Here is a 17,335-nt window from a genome sequence, read left to right as displayed (position 1 = left end):
TAAAAATTACACTAATTAAATTTTAACAACTAAACCAAACCACTAAACTAATTATGAGAAAAACTTTACTCAAAAAAGGTTTTACAACCTTTTTCGGGCTTATAATGGCCTGTACTTCCCTAAACTTTTTAAACGCACAGAACAATTGGCAAGGTGATATTAGCTCCGATTTTTATGATGTTAATAACTGGAGCGATAACACCATAGACTTTGCTAATGCAGGATCTCAAACCCTTGTAATTGGAGCTGGGAATCCTAATAACCCTCTTCAAATTGGAGGAAGTAATAGTATTGGGGCTAGACCAGACTATTTAAACACTATTTCTGGTGCCAATGCAACATTTAACGGAACATTATACCCTTGGAATAGCGACATGCTTAATGGTACTGTAACTTTAAATGCTCCTGCGTTATTAAGTATTAGAAATGTAATTTATATTGGAAAGGGCGACAACGGAACTGTTAACATTAATGGCGGTGCATTATACAGCAGATTCCAGACCATTATTGGATATAATACCGGAGGAAATGGTACCGTTAATGTAAATGGAGGCACACTTTACGTGGGTAATTACCTTGAAGTTGCTACAAGCCCCAGTGGCACAAACCCTACAGGAACCCTTAATATTTCAGGAGGAGTTGTAGATGTTACCACGGCTGTAAATATAGGAACCAATGGTAATATTATAATATCAAGCATAGGAGCTTTAATTCTTACTGGAGACCATACAACAACATTAGAAAATTACATTTCAAATGGAAAAATATCGGCACTTAATGGCGAAAATTTATCCGTAAATTTCGATGGCTCCAGAACAACAGTATCAATTGCTCAGGACCCGAATAGAATGATTGAAGAATATGCATCTTATATTATTCTGAAAAATGACTATTTAGAAGCTAAAATTGAAAAATCAACTAGTAACATTCAATCATTAAAAGTTAACGGCGTTGAAACTCTTGCAACATTTAATGCTGCTAATAATAGTCGAATAGGTACTTATTACGATTTCACAGGATCTTATGGTTTCGATAAGATTTCGGGTACCGTTTTTTCTATTAAAGAAGAAACCGAAGATTATATAGATGTTTCCTTTAAAAGAACCTACTCCGACGGAAATTATTTAGCCCCTTGTGATGCAGATATTCATTATGTATTAAAAAAGAACGATACAGGAATTTACACGTATTCCATTTTAACTCATAAAGCAGAATATCCTGCTTTCGATTTAGGGTCATGGCGACAAGTGGTTTGGATTGGTAATGATGGAACCGATTATTTAGCTGAAAAAATTTATGTTACCGAACAGAAAAGTTGGGAAATGCCATCGGTTTACGACTTTAGTCAGGCATCAGGAACCCCAATCCCTGAAATTATAAAACTAAACACAGGTGTTAGAGCTGGTAAGTATGATGGTAAGTATGAATATTGCGAAAACCTAATTGATATTCCAGCCTATGGTCATGCCAGCGATAAAAACAACATCGGTTCATGGGCCGTTTTTGGTAGTCATGAATTTTTTAATGCAGGACCAACCAACCACGATTTAAACGCTGCTGCAGGAATTATTCATATCGATATGAATACAGTTCATTATAACTGTAGGGGTTTTTCAATTCCACAAGGCGAAGAATGGTCTAAAATTTATGGCCCTTATCTTATTTATACCTCGACAGTAACTGGCAACGGTGATGCTCAATGGGCAGATGCCAAAACCAGAGCAGCACAAGACAAAGCAGAATGGCCTTTTTCATGGCTTACTAACACTCCTGAATATCCATTGGCGGATGGCCGCGGAAATATTACTGGAAACTTTTCTATCAGTGATTCTGAAAAGCCAGATTTAGATGGCAGCAACGCATGGATAGGCGTTACACAATTAACACCTGCCTCTGATGGTGATTGGCAATTTGAAGACAAAAACTATCAGTATTGGGTAAAAACAGATGCTTCAGGAAACTTCGATATTAAACATGTGCGCCCAGGAACTTACACCCTATTTGCCTTTAAAAATGGTGCAGTAGACGAATACCGTATGGAAAATGTAACGGTTACAGCCGGGGGTACAACTTCCTTAGGAAATGTAACTTGGACCATTCCACGTAACAATGGAAAACTATTATGGGAAATTGGTATTCCTGACCGGACAGCTGCCGAATATAAGTTTGGAGATTTTGACTACTGTGAAGGTTTTGTGGAAGATAAATTTGAAAACACGTTTTCTAACCCTATTGAATATAATATCGAAGATAATAACTGGGCTACAGTTCTACCGTACGTACACACTAAATACATAAAATCGGATGGTAGTAGAGATGCATGGAACTGGAATATTAATTTCACAGTAACAGGAACAATTCCAACTACAGGAAACGCTAAACTTACAGTTGCATTTGCCAGTGTAGACCATGCACAGTTTTGGTTGTATTTAAATGGAAATAACGTATATCTAAGCTATCCTACAGCACCATCTGGCGGTAATGCCTGGATTCGACAGTCAAACAGAAGTAAGTATGGTATTCAAACATTTAACATTCCCTACAGCAGTCTGGTACAAGGCGAAAATACACTAACGTTCCTGATGCCCTCTAATCAATCTAATAGTCATTTAATGTACGATTATATTAGCCTTGAAGGAAGTAATATAACCGTCCAAAATTCAGCACTTTCTACCGAAAATTTTGAATCTGATTTTGGAATTAAAATGTTTCCTAACCCCACTAATGGAACTGTAAACATTCAATTACCTAATACCGTAAACAACCTTATAACTGAATTATACTCCGTTAATGGAAGTTTAATTTCAAGACAAACACATAAAACAAATACCAATAGGCTAGAACTAGATCTTTCAGATAAACCTGAGGGGATTTATTTTCTAAAACTAGTTTCAGATTATCCTGCAACCCTAAAAATCATAAAGAATCGATAAATAAACGCTTCAATACAAAAAATAAATTTTTACTTTGCTGAAAAATAAAGAATAAATAAAATGACCTTAACATCATTAAATAATTAAAGTTAATGATGTTAAGGTCATTTTTAAAAATATACTTTGCTAGTATATAACATGAAATCATGCCAAAAAAAACAACCATATACGATATAGCTAAAGCATTAAATATTACTGCTGCTACTGTATCGAGAGCATTAAATGATAGTCCGAGAGTTAAAAAAGCGACCAAAGAATTAATTCTTGAAACCGCCAAACAAATGAACTATGAGCAAAACAAACTTGCTCAGGCCTTAAAAAGTGGTAAAAGCTATAACGTTGGCGTTATAGTTCCTTATATAAACAGCAACTTTTTTGCTTCTGTTATTCGAGGTATTGAAGAAGAATTATATCCTAAGGGATATCATGTGATTATCTGTCAAACCCATGATCAGGAAAATCTCGAGATTGAAAATATTAATTCGCTACTTAATGCTCAGGTTGATGGTGTTTTAATGTCGATTTCGAATTCAAATATTGAAACTAATCCTGCTTTTAAAAACCTTGTACGAAAACATGTGCCTCTAATATTTTTCGATAGAAAAAAAGACATAAAAGGGGTTAGTTCCGTAACTATCGATGACTTTAAAGGCGCCTATATGGCGACACAGCATTTAATTGAACAAGGTTGCAAACGCATCGCTCATTTAAGTAATGATCAATCTTTAGAAATCTTTCAAAATCGATTTTTAGGATATAAACAAGCCATTTTAGATAATGGCTTTGAATTCGACTGTAATTTAGTTGTAGAGACAACAAGTAAAGTTGAATCAGGAAGCCTGAGTACAAAAAAACTATTAAGCCTTAATAACCCACCAGATGGTATTTTTGCCTCATGCGATTTTTCAGCACTTGGAGCCATTAAAGAAATTAAAGCCCATGGTTTAAGCATACCCGACGACATTAGTGTTATAGGTTTTAGTAATGAGCCTTTTTCTCAATTCATGGAGCTCTCAATCACATCAATAGATCAATCTCCGATGGAAATGGGGCGAATTGCCGCTAATGTGTTTTTAGATGAAGTTAACAGCAATGGAAACGTTAAGTCTGAAAAACATATCATTTTAGCCCCCGAGCTTATTGAGCGGAAATCATCAATAAAAGAATTATTACTGGTAGATTAGCTTAGATAAAATCATAAACAACAAACCCCGCATTATATTTATAATGCGGGGTTTTAATGAACTATTAATAAACTAAACTCTGTTTTATTACTCTGATGCGTGTCCGTACCCTTGAGTTATATTTCCATTTGATGACACTAAAGTTTCATATGGAATAGCTCTTATATAACGTGGTGGTTCTCCAGCACTATAATAAGAATCTGGATATCCTTTAAATATATCGGATGTATACTGAGTTTCGTTTCCTGTTATTTCCCAATCTATGACAACTCCATTATCATCCTTAACCTCCTTAGCTCCCACAATATATGCTCCCCAAGGTTGCTTTTTGTAACCATCAGCTTCCAAAGCTAAAGCTACAGGGCCATCCGGATCAATATATTCGTATAAACCGCGAATCGCTAAATTCACTTTGTCACTAGCTAAAGTCGAAATATAATCTGTCCATAAATCGCTCGTTCCTCTCCATCCTGGTACTAATACAGGGTAAGTTGGATCTGTCGTTGTAATTCCATCTGGGGCTTGAGTAGTTAATAAATTTAAAGACGGATCGATATCCTCCTTGATATTAACATACTTAGTCCAAACAAAATTAGAAATGGTCATTCCTGTTTCGGCAAAGGTATAGTACCCATCAGAATTTAATCCTTCAACCATTGCAATTTGAGTATCACGTAATTTTTTTATACGCTCTGGCATGGTTCCGTAAAGCGTCATATCCCAACGTGTTTTACCTTCAGCAGCTAATTCCAATTTACGTTCCTGTGCAATGGCGTCTAATAAATCCTGACCCGAAAGTGCATTCACATATCCTGTTACATAAGTTGCCTGATCTGCTGAAGAGAATGCACGGCTTCTTACTTTTGTTAAGTATGTTTTTGCGGTACCTTCATCACCTGTTGCAGCCGAAGCATAAGCTAAATCTAACATCACATCTGCCATTCTTAATTGCTGCCAGTTACAGCCTGATTGACGCTGGCGTGCTGTGTAAGGATCAGCAAAACGCGATTCATCTAACTTATTATTTGCTAAACCACCCTTTTCACGGCTACCTGGTTGGAAATTGATTAAAATCTCTGATGCTGCTCCAGAATTTGCCGTTACACAAGCGGTAACATCACGACGCTTATCGTTTGGCATAAACTCGCCATAATAGAAACTGGCATACACGCGACTTTGTCCGTAATTTTTACATGGGTATGCATTACGGCTACCCCCTCCTGATGGACGACCAAATGAATAAGGGAAATCGGAATTTTGTCCTCTGGTATAACCCGCTTCAAAAATAGATTCCGGACTAACTTCCAAATCCATCAGATACTGGAAGTTTCTTTGGAATGGGTTATTAAACCCTGCACCTCTTTCATCTGATTCTAATAGTATTGCTGATCCCGGATTATTTACCACTTTTAGATAATGCTCTTTAGCGATTTGCATATAATCCATCCAATCTGTACGTCTTACATATTTAGCTTGCCAGGTTGAGTTTTCAACCCCTATTTGATCAAAAGCTACATTACCATAATCAAAATTCGTACGACGTAACTGATATCCAGCGGCATCGAAGGCCATTCTACCGATAACTGCATCGGCATAAGTTCCGGAGAAACGCTCAGCCGTTAAACCGCCATCTCCTAAACGATACATTAAAGGTGTAGCTGCTTTTAACGCTGCGATTTCTTTATCGTAAATCACATCTCGTGATGTCAATCCTAAAGTATCTGTTTGTGCAGTATTTCTAATTGGGTAATCAAAATAAGGCACATCGCCAAAATAACGAATTAACAGCTTATAACATGTCGCACGAAACGCCACAGCTTCTCCGTATAATTGGGTCCAGGCACTTGGTTCACCAGCCTTAACAGCATCTTGATACTCTTGTTTTGCTTCAAGAGCCTCTAACATGATATTAACGCGGTTAATAATTAAATAACACTCATTCCACTCCGTTACAGACTCGCCTGCATGAATGGTGTACTCCGAAGCAAAAAGCCCTTCAGGAATATGTCTACCCTGTGAACTATAGTTTTCCGGATGGCACTCTGAATCTGACCCCACCACTTCTGTTTCGTAATACATTAGTCTATCTAAATCGTGCCAATAGTCGTACATCCCAGCCAGTACTTTAAAAGCCTCACTAGGCGAACCAAACACGAAATCTTCATCTACACTTGAGGGTGCTTCAACTTCTAAAAAATCTTTTTCGCAAGCTGTATTGGTAAGGACCATTGCAGCCAGCATGATATAAATTAATTTTTTCATAATCTCTTTTTTTAAAATTCAACATTAACACCAAACGTAAATGAACGTGAACGTGGATACGCTCCATAATCCCATCCTGGAGTTGGGTAGCTGCCTGAACTTTGTTTCTCTTCAACGTTTACCTCTGGATCAAATCCTGTATAATTGGTTAAGGTAAATACATTGAAAATAGAACTATAAACACGGAATTTGTTAATTCCTAATTTATCAACAATACCTTGTGGCAAGGTATATCCTAATGTTGCTGTATTCAATCTCAAATAAGAACCGTCCTCGATAGCAAATGTTGACATGGCAGCATACTCCCCATATGGTAAATAGGTTTTAGCATTGGCATTAAGCGCATCTAAAGCGGATGGCTCAACCACTCTTACTAACTGCCCATTAACAATATCATGAAGTTTGTAATGTCCTGCTAATTCCTGATATCTGTTTCTGAACAGCCCAGATTCCTTGTTTCCTAAGTAAGCCTCTAAATGCGATGCATTATAAATATCGTTTCCGTAGCTCCAAGTAAAATCAAACCCGAAATCGAAATTTTTATAATTACCATTTAAAGAGAAACCTCCTGTATGTTTTGGATTTGCATTACCAATTACACCTATATCTTCACTATCAACAACCCCATCACCATTAACATCTTTTAATTTCTGAACTCCAGGGTAAGCCGACTGAGCTCCTGGTTTATTATTTGTTGTACCATAAATAGGACCTAAAATACCACTATCTAAATCAGGAATTCCGTCCTTTAAGGTATAAACTTGTGTGCTTGGATCATAATTAAAATCATCGGTGGTATACCATCCATCATGTTGATAACCACGCATTAAACCTACTGGATCATCTACCCTTAAATAATAATCTTGTGAAGGCTGCAAACGTACTCCTGCCCAGGCTGAGCTATAGGTTCCATTGATAGCGTCATCTAATTCATCAACATTATTTTTGTTGAAATTGATATTGAAACTCGCATTTAAATTAAAATCCTCTGAAGCCACAATAGCTCCATTTAATGAAATTTCAACACCTCTATTACTTGTTGCTCCTACGTTGGCATAAGTAGCTTCAAACCCTGTTAAACCCGAAACCGGCACTCTCATTAATAAATCTTCTACCGAGTTTTTATAGACCTCAACAGTACCGCTTAACCTACTGTTTAATACTGTAAAATCAACACCTAAGTTTCTTGTAATCGTTGTTTCCCATTTTAAATCAGGGTTTGCTATTTCTGCTCCAGGACTATAATATTGTTGTCTTATTTCATTTATTGAAAACCTTGTAGGGTCGCTACCTGGATTCCAACTTTGTTTCCAGCGTTCTGCACTAATATTATCGTTACCTACCGAACCGTAAGATACACGAACTTTTAAATCGTCTAACCAACTGGCGTCTCTTAAAAACGCTTCTTCTGAAGCACGCCATGCTAAAGCTCCTGCAGGGAAATAGCCCCACTGATTTGTAGGTGAAAATTTAGATGATCCATCTGCACGGAATGTAGCATTAAATAAGTACTTATCCTTGTATCCATAATTTAAACGACCAAAATAAGATTGTACTCTGTTAGGTGTTCCTGTATTTGATTCTAGCTCATAATTTGTTTGCCCTTCAGCTACAAGATAAGAACTGATATTTGCCCAAGCACGTTCGGCATCATATGAAATAGGATATTTCTGCCCTCTTACCCGTGTTGATTCAGAACCAGAATCAGCGACCTCCATACCGGCTAAAACACCTAATTTATGATCATCGCCTAAGCCTTGTACATCATAATTTAAAGTGTTAAACCATCGGTAGTTCCACCCTTGAGCATGTTGAATAGATGCCTGACCAATAACTTCAGTACCATCTGGTTCTGTTGTAGTATTTGCTACACCACCTGCCCATGATTTACTTATTCTCCAGCTATTGCTTAAACTAAAGTTTGTTTTTGCTGTAAGTCCGTTTACAATCTCCCAGCTTAGAGAGGTATTCGCTACTAACGAACGATCTTTATTATCTAAAACATTACTGTTTATATTAGCTATAGGGCTGTACTCATCATACAATAATCCAATATAGTCACCTAACTGAGTATTGCTGGTAACATCGGAATCTCCTAACATATATTCAGAATCTATAGGACGGAACCAATAGGCTTGAGAATTACCTCCATTATCACCTACTGAAACCTGTGAAAAACGTGTATTCAAGGTGAATTTTAATTTTTCCCCTAAGTCCTGGTCTAAACGTAATTGTGCATTTGCTCTTTCGTAAGACGACCCAACTTTATTTCCTTCTTGATCTAAATAGTTTAATGCCAACAAATATTTTGTATTGTCATCACCTCCAGAAATATTTACATTATGGTTATGGGTAAATGCACTATTATAAAGTTCTTTTGTATAATCTCTACTTGGTACAGATTTATAATAGTCTATCCCTTCGGTATTTGTTCCATTTTGAGAACCTATTAACCAAAGTTTTTCCCATGCATCAGTATATTGCGTCCCGATGGCATCGGCGTAAGCCCAGTTAAAAGCAATATAATCGTAACCATCCATTACAGGGATATAATCTGGAATTACACTAAATTGAGTATACCCATCATAGGTTACTTTTGGTTGTCCTGAGCGTCCTCCTTTGGTGGTAATAATAATAACACCATTTGCTCCACGAGCACCATAAATTGCTGTAGACGATGCATCTTTTAAAACATCAATGCTCTCAATCTGGTTACTTGGTATATTACTGATAGATCCTACAGGAAATCCGTCTACAATGTATAGTGGTTCATTACTACCTGAAATGGAACCCCCACCTCGTACACGAATAGATATTTCTGCACCAGGACGACCATCCTGTGTTGTAACTCTAACCCCCGGTAATTTACCCTGTAAAGCTTGTGCTACATCTGGTACAGGAACAGCAGCTAATTTTTCACCAGAAACCGAAGCAATTGCTCCAGTGACATCTCGTCTTGTTGTACTGCCGTAACCGATTACAACGACTTCGTCTAACTGGCCTGCCTCTTCCTGTAAGGTAATAGAAAATGTTGTTTTTCCTCCAACAGGCACTTCTTGTTTCTTATATCCTAAAAAACTTAATACTAATACATCAGTAGATTTTGCTTCTAATGTAAAATTTCCATCAAAATCTGTAGCTGTTCCCGTTGAGGAGTTTTTAATAATTACTGAAACACCTGGTAATGGTATTCCAGATTCGTCTGAAACGGTACCACTTATACGTGCTTCCTGCGCATAAATAGGTAAATAAAATAGTATTCCTAGTAAGAAGAAATAATACTTCACACTCTTTCTTGAATTCATATGTGTTTGTTTAGTTTAGTTGTTTACTTCAAAAAGAAGTATAAATAATTAGTTTGGTTTTGAAGATTGTTTAATGCATAGGCTTGTTTTTATTTAGTTGTTAGTTGGTTTACATCATAAAATCTGGTTAGGATTTTAGTTTAATTTGATCACATTACTTAGCAATTTTCATGCTCTGATATATTTTAAAAAAAATTTACATCAAATCTGCAATCGATTACACAAAAATAGAAAAATATTTATATATTGCAATATATTTTCAATAAACCTCCTTCTTAAATAACAACTAACCAATTATTAACTAAAATTATTATCATATTGTCAGCTTTAATCATAAATAAAGAAAACACATAGCTACGCTTTTCAAAAGCACAAACTTGTACTTCTGCAAATCCAACTTACCATAACCACCACAAACACTATTATTTTAGTGTATTTTTACCAACTCAACCAAATAAGTGCATGAAGAAAAAGACAACCATTTATGACATTGCGAAAAAGCTCAATATAACTGCCGCTACAGTATCGAGAGCTTTAAATGGAAACTCTAAAATAAGCGAGGCAACCCGTAAATTGGTTGCCGAAACAGCAAAAGAAATGAACTATGAGCAAAACAAACTTGCTCAGGCTCTTAAAAGTGGAAAAAGTTACAATGTTGGGGTAATTGTACCTCGTATAGACAGTAACTTTTTTGCCTCTATTATCAGGGGAATAGAAGAAGAACTTTACCCGCAAGGATATCATGTTATCATCTGCCAAACGCATGATCAAGAAGCTTTAGAAACCGGAAATATTAACTCCTTATTAAATGCACAGGTTGATGGTATTCTTATGTCTGTTTCTAATGCCAAAGGAGATAGTGACACAAGTTTTAATGCACTTTTAAAGAAAAATGTCCCTTTAATTTTCTTTGATAGAAAGAAAGAAATCAAAGGTATTAGTTCTGTAACCATAGATGATTTTAAAGGCGCTTACGAGGCAACCAAACATTTAATTGACCAAGGTTACAGACGGATAGCACACCTTTCTAACGATCGATCTTTGCTTATATTTAAAAATCGTTATTTAGGCTATAGACAAGCTATTTTAGATAGTGGACTTGAATTTGATGAGAATTTAGTTATCGAAACACACAGTAAGGTATTAGAAGGCAGAAAAACCATGAAAAAACTCTTAAACTTTGAAAATAGACCTGATGCTATTTTCTCTGCCAGTGATTTTACGGCGTTGGGAGCTATACAGGAAATTAAAGCTCACGGATTAAAAATACCAGAAGATATTAGTGTGGTTGGTTTCAGTAATGAGCCATTTACTCGTTTTATGGAACTCTCAATAACTTCCGTAGATCAATCCCCTATAGAAATGGGGCGTTTGGCTGCCCAGGTTTTCCTTGAAGAAGTCAATAACGATAAGCGCATAAAATCAGAAAAACAGGTCGTACTTACTCCGGAGCTTATCATTAGAAAATCATCTCTTAAATCTCAAATATTAGACAAAGCCTGATTTCGAAATATTTAGTGAACAACATAAAAAAAGCCAAGATTTATTTAATCTTGGCTTTTTCATTATTCTAATCTTAGAATATCAATTATAAAGACACTCCTCTACGCCAAGGAATAAAATCGTTTTGATTTAATAATTTGGCTTTAGTTTGAATTCTACCGCTGGCAACTTCTATAATGAAATCCAACATCTCTTCTGCCATTTCATCAATAGACTTTTCACCACGAATTACCGCACCTGTTTCAATATCGATAATATCCGGCATTTTTTCTTTCAACTCGGTATTAGACGACACTTTAATAATTGGTGCAATAGGGTTACCTGTTGGTGTTCCTAATCCTGTTGTGAACAATACCACATTAGCCCCAGAACCAACTAAACCTGTTGTACTCTCTACATCATTCCCTGGAGTACATAATAAGTTTAATCCTGGTTTAGAGATATACTCACCATAGTCTAACACGTCTTTTACAGGCGATGTTCCTCCTTTTTTAGCTGCACCAGCCGATTTCATAGCATCGGTAATTAAACCATCTTTAATGTTACCCGGTGACGGATTCATATCGAAACCTGAACCAGCATCAACAACCGATTTCTCGTAAGCTTTCATTAAATCTAAAAACTTCTCGCCATCGGCATCATCAACACAACGGTTAACTAACTCCTGCTCTACACCACATAACTCAGGAAACTCTGCTAAAACAGCTGTTCCGTTAAGGGCTACTAATAAATCTGAAACCGCACCTAAAGTCGGGTTTGCCGATATACCAGAGAATCCATCTGATCCTCCACACTCTAAACCAACTCTTAATTTAGATAAAGGCGCTGGTTTACGTTCAATTTTATTGGCTTCTTTAATAGCTTCAAAAGAATCTTTAACTATTGCTGTTAACATCTCATCTACAGTACCCATTTGTTGCTGTTCATAAATTAAAACAGGCTTGTTTAAATTTGGGTTAATAGCATCTAAAGCTTCTTTGAACACACTAATTTGAAGGTTTTGACACCCTAAACTTAATACGGTACATCCAGCAACGTTTGGGTTATTAACATACCCTGCTAATAACTTCGCTAAACTCTCTGAATCCTGGCGGATACCTCCACATCCACCTGGGTGTGTAATGAACTTCACATCGATATTATCGAAAACATCGGTTGACTGTTCTGCAACAGCAGATTCATCGCTCCCACTAACTAGAGAACGTAATAACATCTGGTGAGGGTTCACCTTTTGTTTTAAAAGTTCCCGTTCAAAAACGTCTTTTAAGATTTCAATGTTACGGTTTTCGCAAAATACTAATGGGAAAAACAACCATACATTTTCTGTTCCTACCTGCCCATCTTCACGGTGGTACCCCATAAAGGTTTTATCCTGCCATTTCGAAACATCTGGAGCCGTCCATTGAACCGTTTCTGTTCTCCCGGATACTTTCTCACTTTGGTGTTTTACATTTTCGGTGGTTAATACATCACCTTTTTCAATAACACCATTCGCCGAACCAACTAATACGCTATACATGATGATACGGTCTCCCGGCTCAAAACGTTGTAAAGCGATTTTGTGCTTGGACTTGGTATCTGAAAGTATTTTAATATCTTCTCCTTCAAAAGAAACAACGTCTCCTGCCTTTAAATCCACCAATGCTACCGCTACGTTATCCGGCGCATTTACTTTTATGATTTTCTTCTGCATTTTAAAAAATGTATTATCGTTGACTTTTCTAATTAAAGCTTCGCACTGTAATTGGCGTAACCTGCTTCAATGCCATTGGTATCAATTTCTTCTAAAGCGATTGCCACGGCATTAACTAAATTATCAACTTTTGTTAAATCTGTATCCCAGTACTCTACTATTGATAACGCTTGTTTTGCTATTTCTGAGTAATCGTTAGACGACCAAATGTCTGCAAATTTAGCTACGATATCTTCACTATCCTGAACTGGTAATTCTTCGCCATTCCAAGTTCCTTTATAAAAACGGATTAAGGCAGCAAATGCATATGTTAAGTTAGCTGGAACTTTACCATGTACTTCTATATACCCCAATAAACTTGGTAACACACGTACTTTAAATTTAGAAATTGAATTTAAAGCAATGCTAGATAAGTTATGAATAATAAATGGATTTCTAAAACGATCGAAAATCTCTTCTGCGAAGCTATTTAACTCATCGCGATCCATTTCTAAAGTATCTATAATTTCGTTAAATACAGCCTTATTGATAAACTCACCTGTAAATTCATTATCTACAGATTGTTTTACTGTTCTGTTTCCGTAAAGGTAAGAGAACGGTACCATTGCTGTATGCGCCCCGTTTAAGATACGTACTTTACGTGTACGGTACGGTTGCATATCATCAACAATCTTAACATCTAGATTTGTTTTATCGAAAGGTAATTTCGCTTTTAAGTCATCACCACCTTCAATAACCCATAATAAGAACACCTCTGCCGCAACAATTAGGTTATCTGCATAATCTAACTGCGCGTTATAAGCCTCGATTTCATCTTTAGGATACCCAGGTACAATTCTATCAACTAATGTACTGTGGAAGGCATTGTGTTCTAAAATCCAGTTTTTGAAATCCTCTCCTAAATTCCAATCCTTAATGTATCTTAAGATGATTTCCTTTAAGGTTTCAGAGTTATGATTGATTAACTCACAAGGAATGATGGTTAATCCTTTACTTGCATCACCGTTAAAGTGTTTAAATCTTTCATGAAGAAGCACAGTTAATTTTGCCGGGAAAGAACTTGGCGGCTGCATTTCTGCAGTGTCACTTTCTACATAAGCAATACCTGCTTCTGTTGTGTTAGAAATGATAAACTCTAAACTTTCTTCTTTGGCTAAGCTTAAATATTCAGCGAAATTAGCATAAGGATCTACTCCTTTTACAATATTATCGATTAATTCAACTTCCTGAATTTCTTCACCTTTCTTAATACCCTTCATGAAAAGCGTATATAACCCATCCTGATCGTTTAGCATATTTACCAAACCTCTATCAATAGGTTGCACCACTGTAATTCCAGCATTAAAATCTGCTTTCTTATTTAATTCTTGGATAGCATATCCTATGAAGGCTCTTAAAAAGTTTCCTTCACCAAACTGTACTATCTTAATTGGACGTTTATCTTCTAATCCAACGTTTGCTCTATTTAATTTTTTTATTGTTGACATAATTAAAGTAATAATTAGTAATTGAAATTATTTATTACATATCGGTAATAGGACTGTATTTTGGAACTAATGTTTTCATTACACTCCAACCTATTAAGTAACAAACAGCACATATTGAGAAAATGATAAAATAGCCTGCTTCTATACCTTCAAATCCCATAAACTTCATGTTTGATTCTGCACTGAAATCGAATAAAAGACCAGAACCTTTATTGATAAGAGTTGAACCAATACCTCCAGCTAAACCACCAATACCGGTAACCGTTGCAATGGCTTTTTTAGGGAACATATCTCCTACTGTGGTAAAAATATTTGCCGACCATGCTTGATGTGCAGCCCCAGCAATACCTATAATTATTACAGGAATCCAGTATGTAAAATGTCCTAATGGTTGTGCCACTAAAGCTAATAATGGGAAAAATGCAAAAATTAACATCGCTCTCATTCTACCTGCATAAGGGTTCATCCCTTTTTTATCTACAAAATACGTTGGCAACCACCCACCTATAATTGAAAGTAGTGTTATTAAGTATAAAATAAATAACGGGAACGCAGCTTCAGTAGAATCCATGCCGTAAACCGAACTTAAATACGCTGGTGTCCAGAATAAGAAAAACCACCAAACACCATCAGTCATGAATTTACCAAATGCAAATGCCCATGTTTGTTTATATTTAAAACAATCTGCTAAAGACGTTTTTTTAGTAGATTCAGGCACATAACCTTCAAGTTTTCTGTCTTCAATTTCATCTTGTTGAATATATTCTAATTCGGCAGGATTTACTTTTTTATGTTTTTCTGGCTTATCATACATAAATACCCAGAACCCCATCCAAACAAAACCTAAAGCACCAATAACAATAAATGCCATTTCCCAGCCATAGGCTTCGGCTATAAAAGGAATTGTAATCGGCGCAGCTAAAGCTCCTACTGTAGCTCCGGCATTAAAGATACTTGTTGAAAACGCACGATCTTTCTTTGGAAAATACTCGGCAGTTGCTTTAATAGCAGCAGGGAAGTTTCCTGCCTCACCTAAAGCCAATACAAATCGAGCAAAAATGAACAGCGTAACACTTACCGAAATTACCAAACCTGTGTCGTTAACAGTACTTATAATTTCTTTAGCTTCTGCAAAACCTACAAACCACTCACCAGTAATATATCCTGATGTTGCAATACCAGCAAAAGCATGTAAACAGGCACCAACAGACCAAACTCCAATGGCCCACAGAAACCCTTTTTTGGTATCCATAATATCAACAAAACGACCTGCAAATATTAAAGAAACAGCATAAAAAATAGAGAATAATGCGGTGATGTTTCCATAATCATTGTTAGTCCAATTAAATTCAGGAGCAATAAAATCTTTCCATGTTAAGGAAAGTACTTGCCTGTCTAAATAATTAATGGTTGTTGCCATGAATAGAAGACCACAGATGGTCCATCTATATCTTGTTGCTTTCACATTTGTATTTACATTCATAATAACTTAGTTTATCTAGTTTAAATTTACTTGTATTCAATTTATTATTTAGCTTGAAAAGCGATATGCTTAAAATTTAAAATATTCTTTGGCGTTGAAATAACTAATATCTGCAACCATTTTACCAATCCATTCCATATCGTTTGGTAATTCGCCACGTTGTATTTCATCACCTAAAAGATTACATAGAATACGTCTGAAATATTCGTGTCTTGGGAAAGATAAGAAGCTTCTGGAGTCTGTTAACATCCCTACAAAACAACTTACTAATCCCATGTTAGATAAAGCGTTTAACTGCTTAGTCATTCCGTCTTTTTGGTCTAAGAACCACCATCCGGAACCAAACTGCACTTTACCTTTTACACTACCGTCGTTAAAGTTACCAATCATGGTAGCCATAACCTCATTATCGGCAGGGTTTAAGTTATATATGATTGTTTTTGTTAATTTATCTTTACTATCTAAAGCATTTAAAAATGCTGATAATTTTTGAGCCTGTGGATAATCGCCAATAGAATCCCAACCTGTATCAGGACCTAATATACGGTGCATACGAGCGTTGTTATTTCTTAAAGCCCCTAAGTGAAATTGCTGTACCCAACCAAACTCATGGTAGGTTTCACATAAGTATACTAAAACAGCACTTTGGAATTTTAAAGCTTCTTCGTTAGAGACTTCTTTACCGTCACGCTTTTTAGCGAAAATGGCTTTTACTTCACTTTCGGTATAAGACTCAAAATAAATTTGATCTAATCCGTGGTCGCATAGGGTACAACCATTGGCATTAAAATACTCGATACGCTTTCTTAAAGCTCCAAGTAAATCTTCATACGAATTGATTTCTACTTCTGCCGATTTCCCTAAAGCATTTACATAATCATTATACCCATCAGCATTGATTAAAATAGCCTTATCCGGACGGAATGATGTGCTTACTTTTACATTAAAATCAGATTTAGCTATGGCCTGATGATGCTCTAAAGTATCTGTAGGGTCTTCTGTAGTACAAACCACTTCAGCGTTTACTTTATTTAAAAGTTGACGACAGCTATAATCTCCAGATGTTAACTGCTCCTGTGTTTGTTCCCAGATTTTTTCAGCTGTTTTTTCACTTAATAAATCGGTGATTCCAAAATATCTTGTCAACTCTAAATGTGTCCAGTGATATAACGGATTACGCATCGTGTAAGGTACCGTTTTGGCCCAGTTTAAAAACTTGTCTTTATCAGAACCATCTCCGGTAATAAATTTCTCGTTTACCCCTAAAGTACGCATAGCACGCCACTTATAGTGATCTCCATTTATCCAAACATTTGTAATGTTACTAAAGGTTTTATCTTCTGAAATTTGTTGTGGTGGAAGGTGATTGTGATAATCTATAATAGGCTGATGTTTTGAATAGGTATGATATAATTCCTCAGCATATTTATTTTCTAATAAGAAATTGTCGTGAATGAATGTTTTGCTCATTTCAATGTTTTAAAA

General features: G+C 36.1%; 9 protein-coding genes. 3 read left to right on the top strand and 6 right to left on the bottom strand.

Annotated features, from left to right (window positions below; translation table 11 throughout):
• The first annotated feature begins 53 nt into the window (after positions 1–53).
• Both ICJ85_RS06710 and ICJ85_RS06705 read left to right on the top strand, forming a co-directional pair.
• The gene (locus ICJ85_RS06710) at positions 54–2,933 is read left to right on the top strand and encodes a polysaccharide lyase family protein (RefSeq protein WP_188222996.1); all 2,880 of its coding nucleotides are present in this window, start codon (positions 54–56) and stop codon (positions 2,931–2,933) included.
• Positions 2,934–3,079: 146 nt separating this feature from the next.
• Entirely contained in the window at positions 3,080–4,117 is a 1,038-nt protein-coding gene (locus tag ICJ85_RS06705; RefSeq protein ID WP_188222995.1) for a LacI family DNA-binding transcriptional regulator, read from the top strand.
• 87 nt (positions 4,118–4,204) lie between these two features.
• Here the strand turns inward: ICJ85_RS06705 and ICJ85_RS06700 are convergent, their stop codons facing one another.
• Both ICJ85_RS06700 and ICJ85_RS06695 read right to left on the bottom strand, forming a co-directional pair.
• A complete protein-coding gene (locus ICJ85_RS06700) occupies positions 4,205–6,379 on the bottom strand; it encodes a RagB/SusD family nutrient uptake outer membrane protein (protein WP_188222994.1) in 2,175 nt (724 codons plus the stop codon).
• An 11-nt stretch (positions 6,380–6,390) separates the two neighbouring features.
• Entirely contained in the window at positions 6,391–9,684 is a 3,294-nt protein-coding gene (locus ICJ85_RS06695) for a SusC/RagA family TonB-linked outer membrane protein (RefSeq protein ID WP_188222993.1), read from the bottom strand.
• A gap of 462 nt (positions 9,685–10,146) precedes the next feature.
• Between ICJ85_RS06695 and ICJ85_RS06690 the strand changes: the two genes are divergently transcribed.
• Positions 10,147–11,187 (top strand): LacI family DNA-binding transcriptional regulator, encoded by a 1,041-nt coding sequence (locus ICJ85_RS06690; protein WP_188222992.1) that lies wholly within the window; start codon positions 10,147–10,149, stop codon positions 11,185–11,187.
• 85 nt (positions 11,188–11,272) lie between these two features.
• On the opposite strand, the gene ICJ85_RS06685 is transcribed toward ICJ85_RS06690, so the two are convergent.
• The 4 genes from ICJ85_RS06685 to uxaC all read right to left on the bottom strand — a co-directional run bounded on the left by ICJ85_RS06685 (position 11,273) and on the right by uxaC (position 17,320).
• The gene (locus ICJ85_RS06685; protein WP_188222991.1) at positions 11,273–12,880 is read right to left on the bottom strand and encodes a UxaA family hydrolase; all 1,608 of its coding nucleotides are present in this window, start codon (positions 12,878–12,880) and stop codon (positions 11,273–11,275) included.
• 32 nt (positions 12,881–12,912) lie between these two features.
• Positions 12,913–14,358 (bottom strand): tagaturonate reductase, encoded by a 1,446-nt coding sequence (locus tag ICJ85_RS06680; protein ID WP_188223144.1) that lies wholly within the window; start codon positions 14,356–14,358, stop codon positions 12,913–12,915.
• A gap of 43 nt (positions 14,359–14,401) precedes the next feature.
• Positions 14,402–15,850 carry an MFS transporter gene (locus ICJ85_RS06675; RefSeq protein WP_188222990.1) on the bottom strand — a complete coding sequence of 483 codons (1,449 nt, stop codon included), beginning with the start codon at positions 15,848–15,850 and terminating at the stop codon, positions 14,402–14,404.
• Between the two features lie 69 nt (positions 15,851–15,919).
• The gene (uxaC, locus tag ICJ85_RS06670; protein WP_188222989.1) at positions 15,920–17,320 is read right to left on the bottom strand and encodes a glucuronate isomerase; all 1,401 of its coding nucleotides are present in this window, start codon (positions 17,318–17,320) and stop codon (positions 15,920–15,922) included.
• Positions 17,321–17,335 lie beyond the last annotated feature (15 nt).

Source organism: Aestuariibaculum marinum, assembly GCF_014596975.1.
Taxonomy (GTDB): domain Bacteria; phylum Bacteroidota; class Bacteroidia; order Flavobacteriales; family Flavobacteriaceae; genus Aestuariibaculum; species Aestuariibaculum marinum.
The sequence above is the reverse complement of the archived record's forward strand: the minus strand, read 5'-3'. Positions and strand labels throughout refer to the sequence as shown.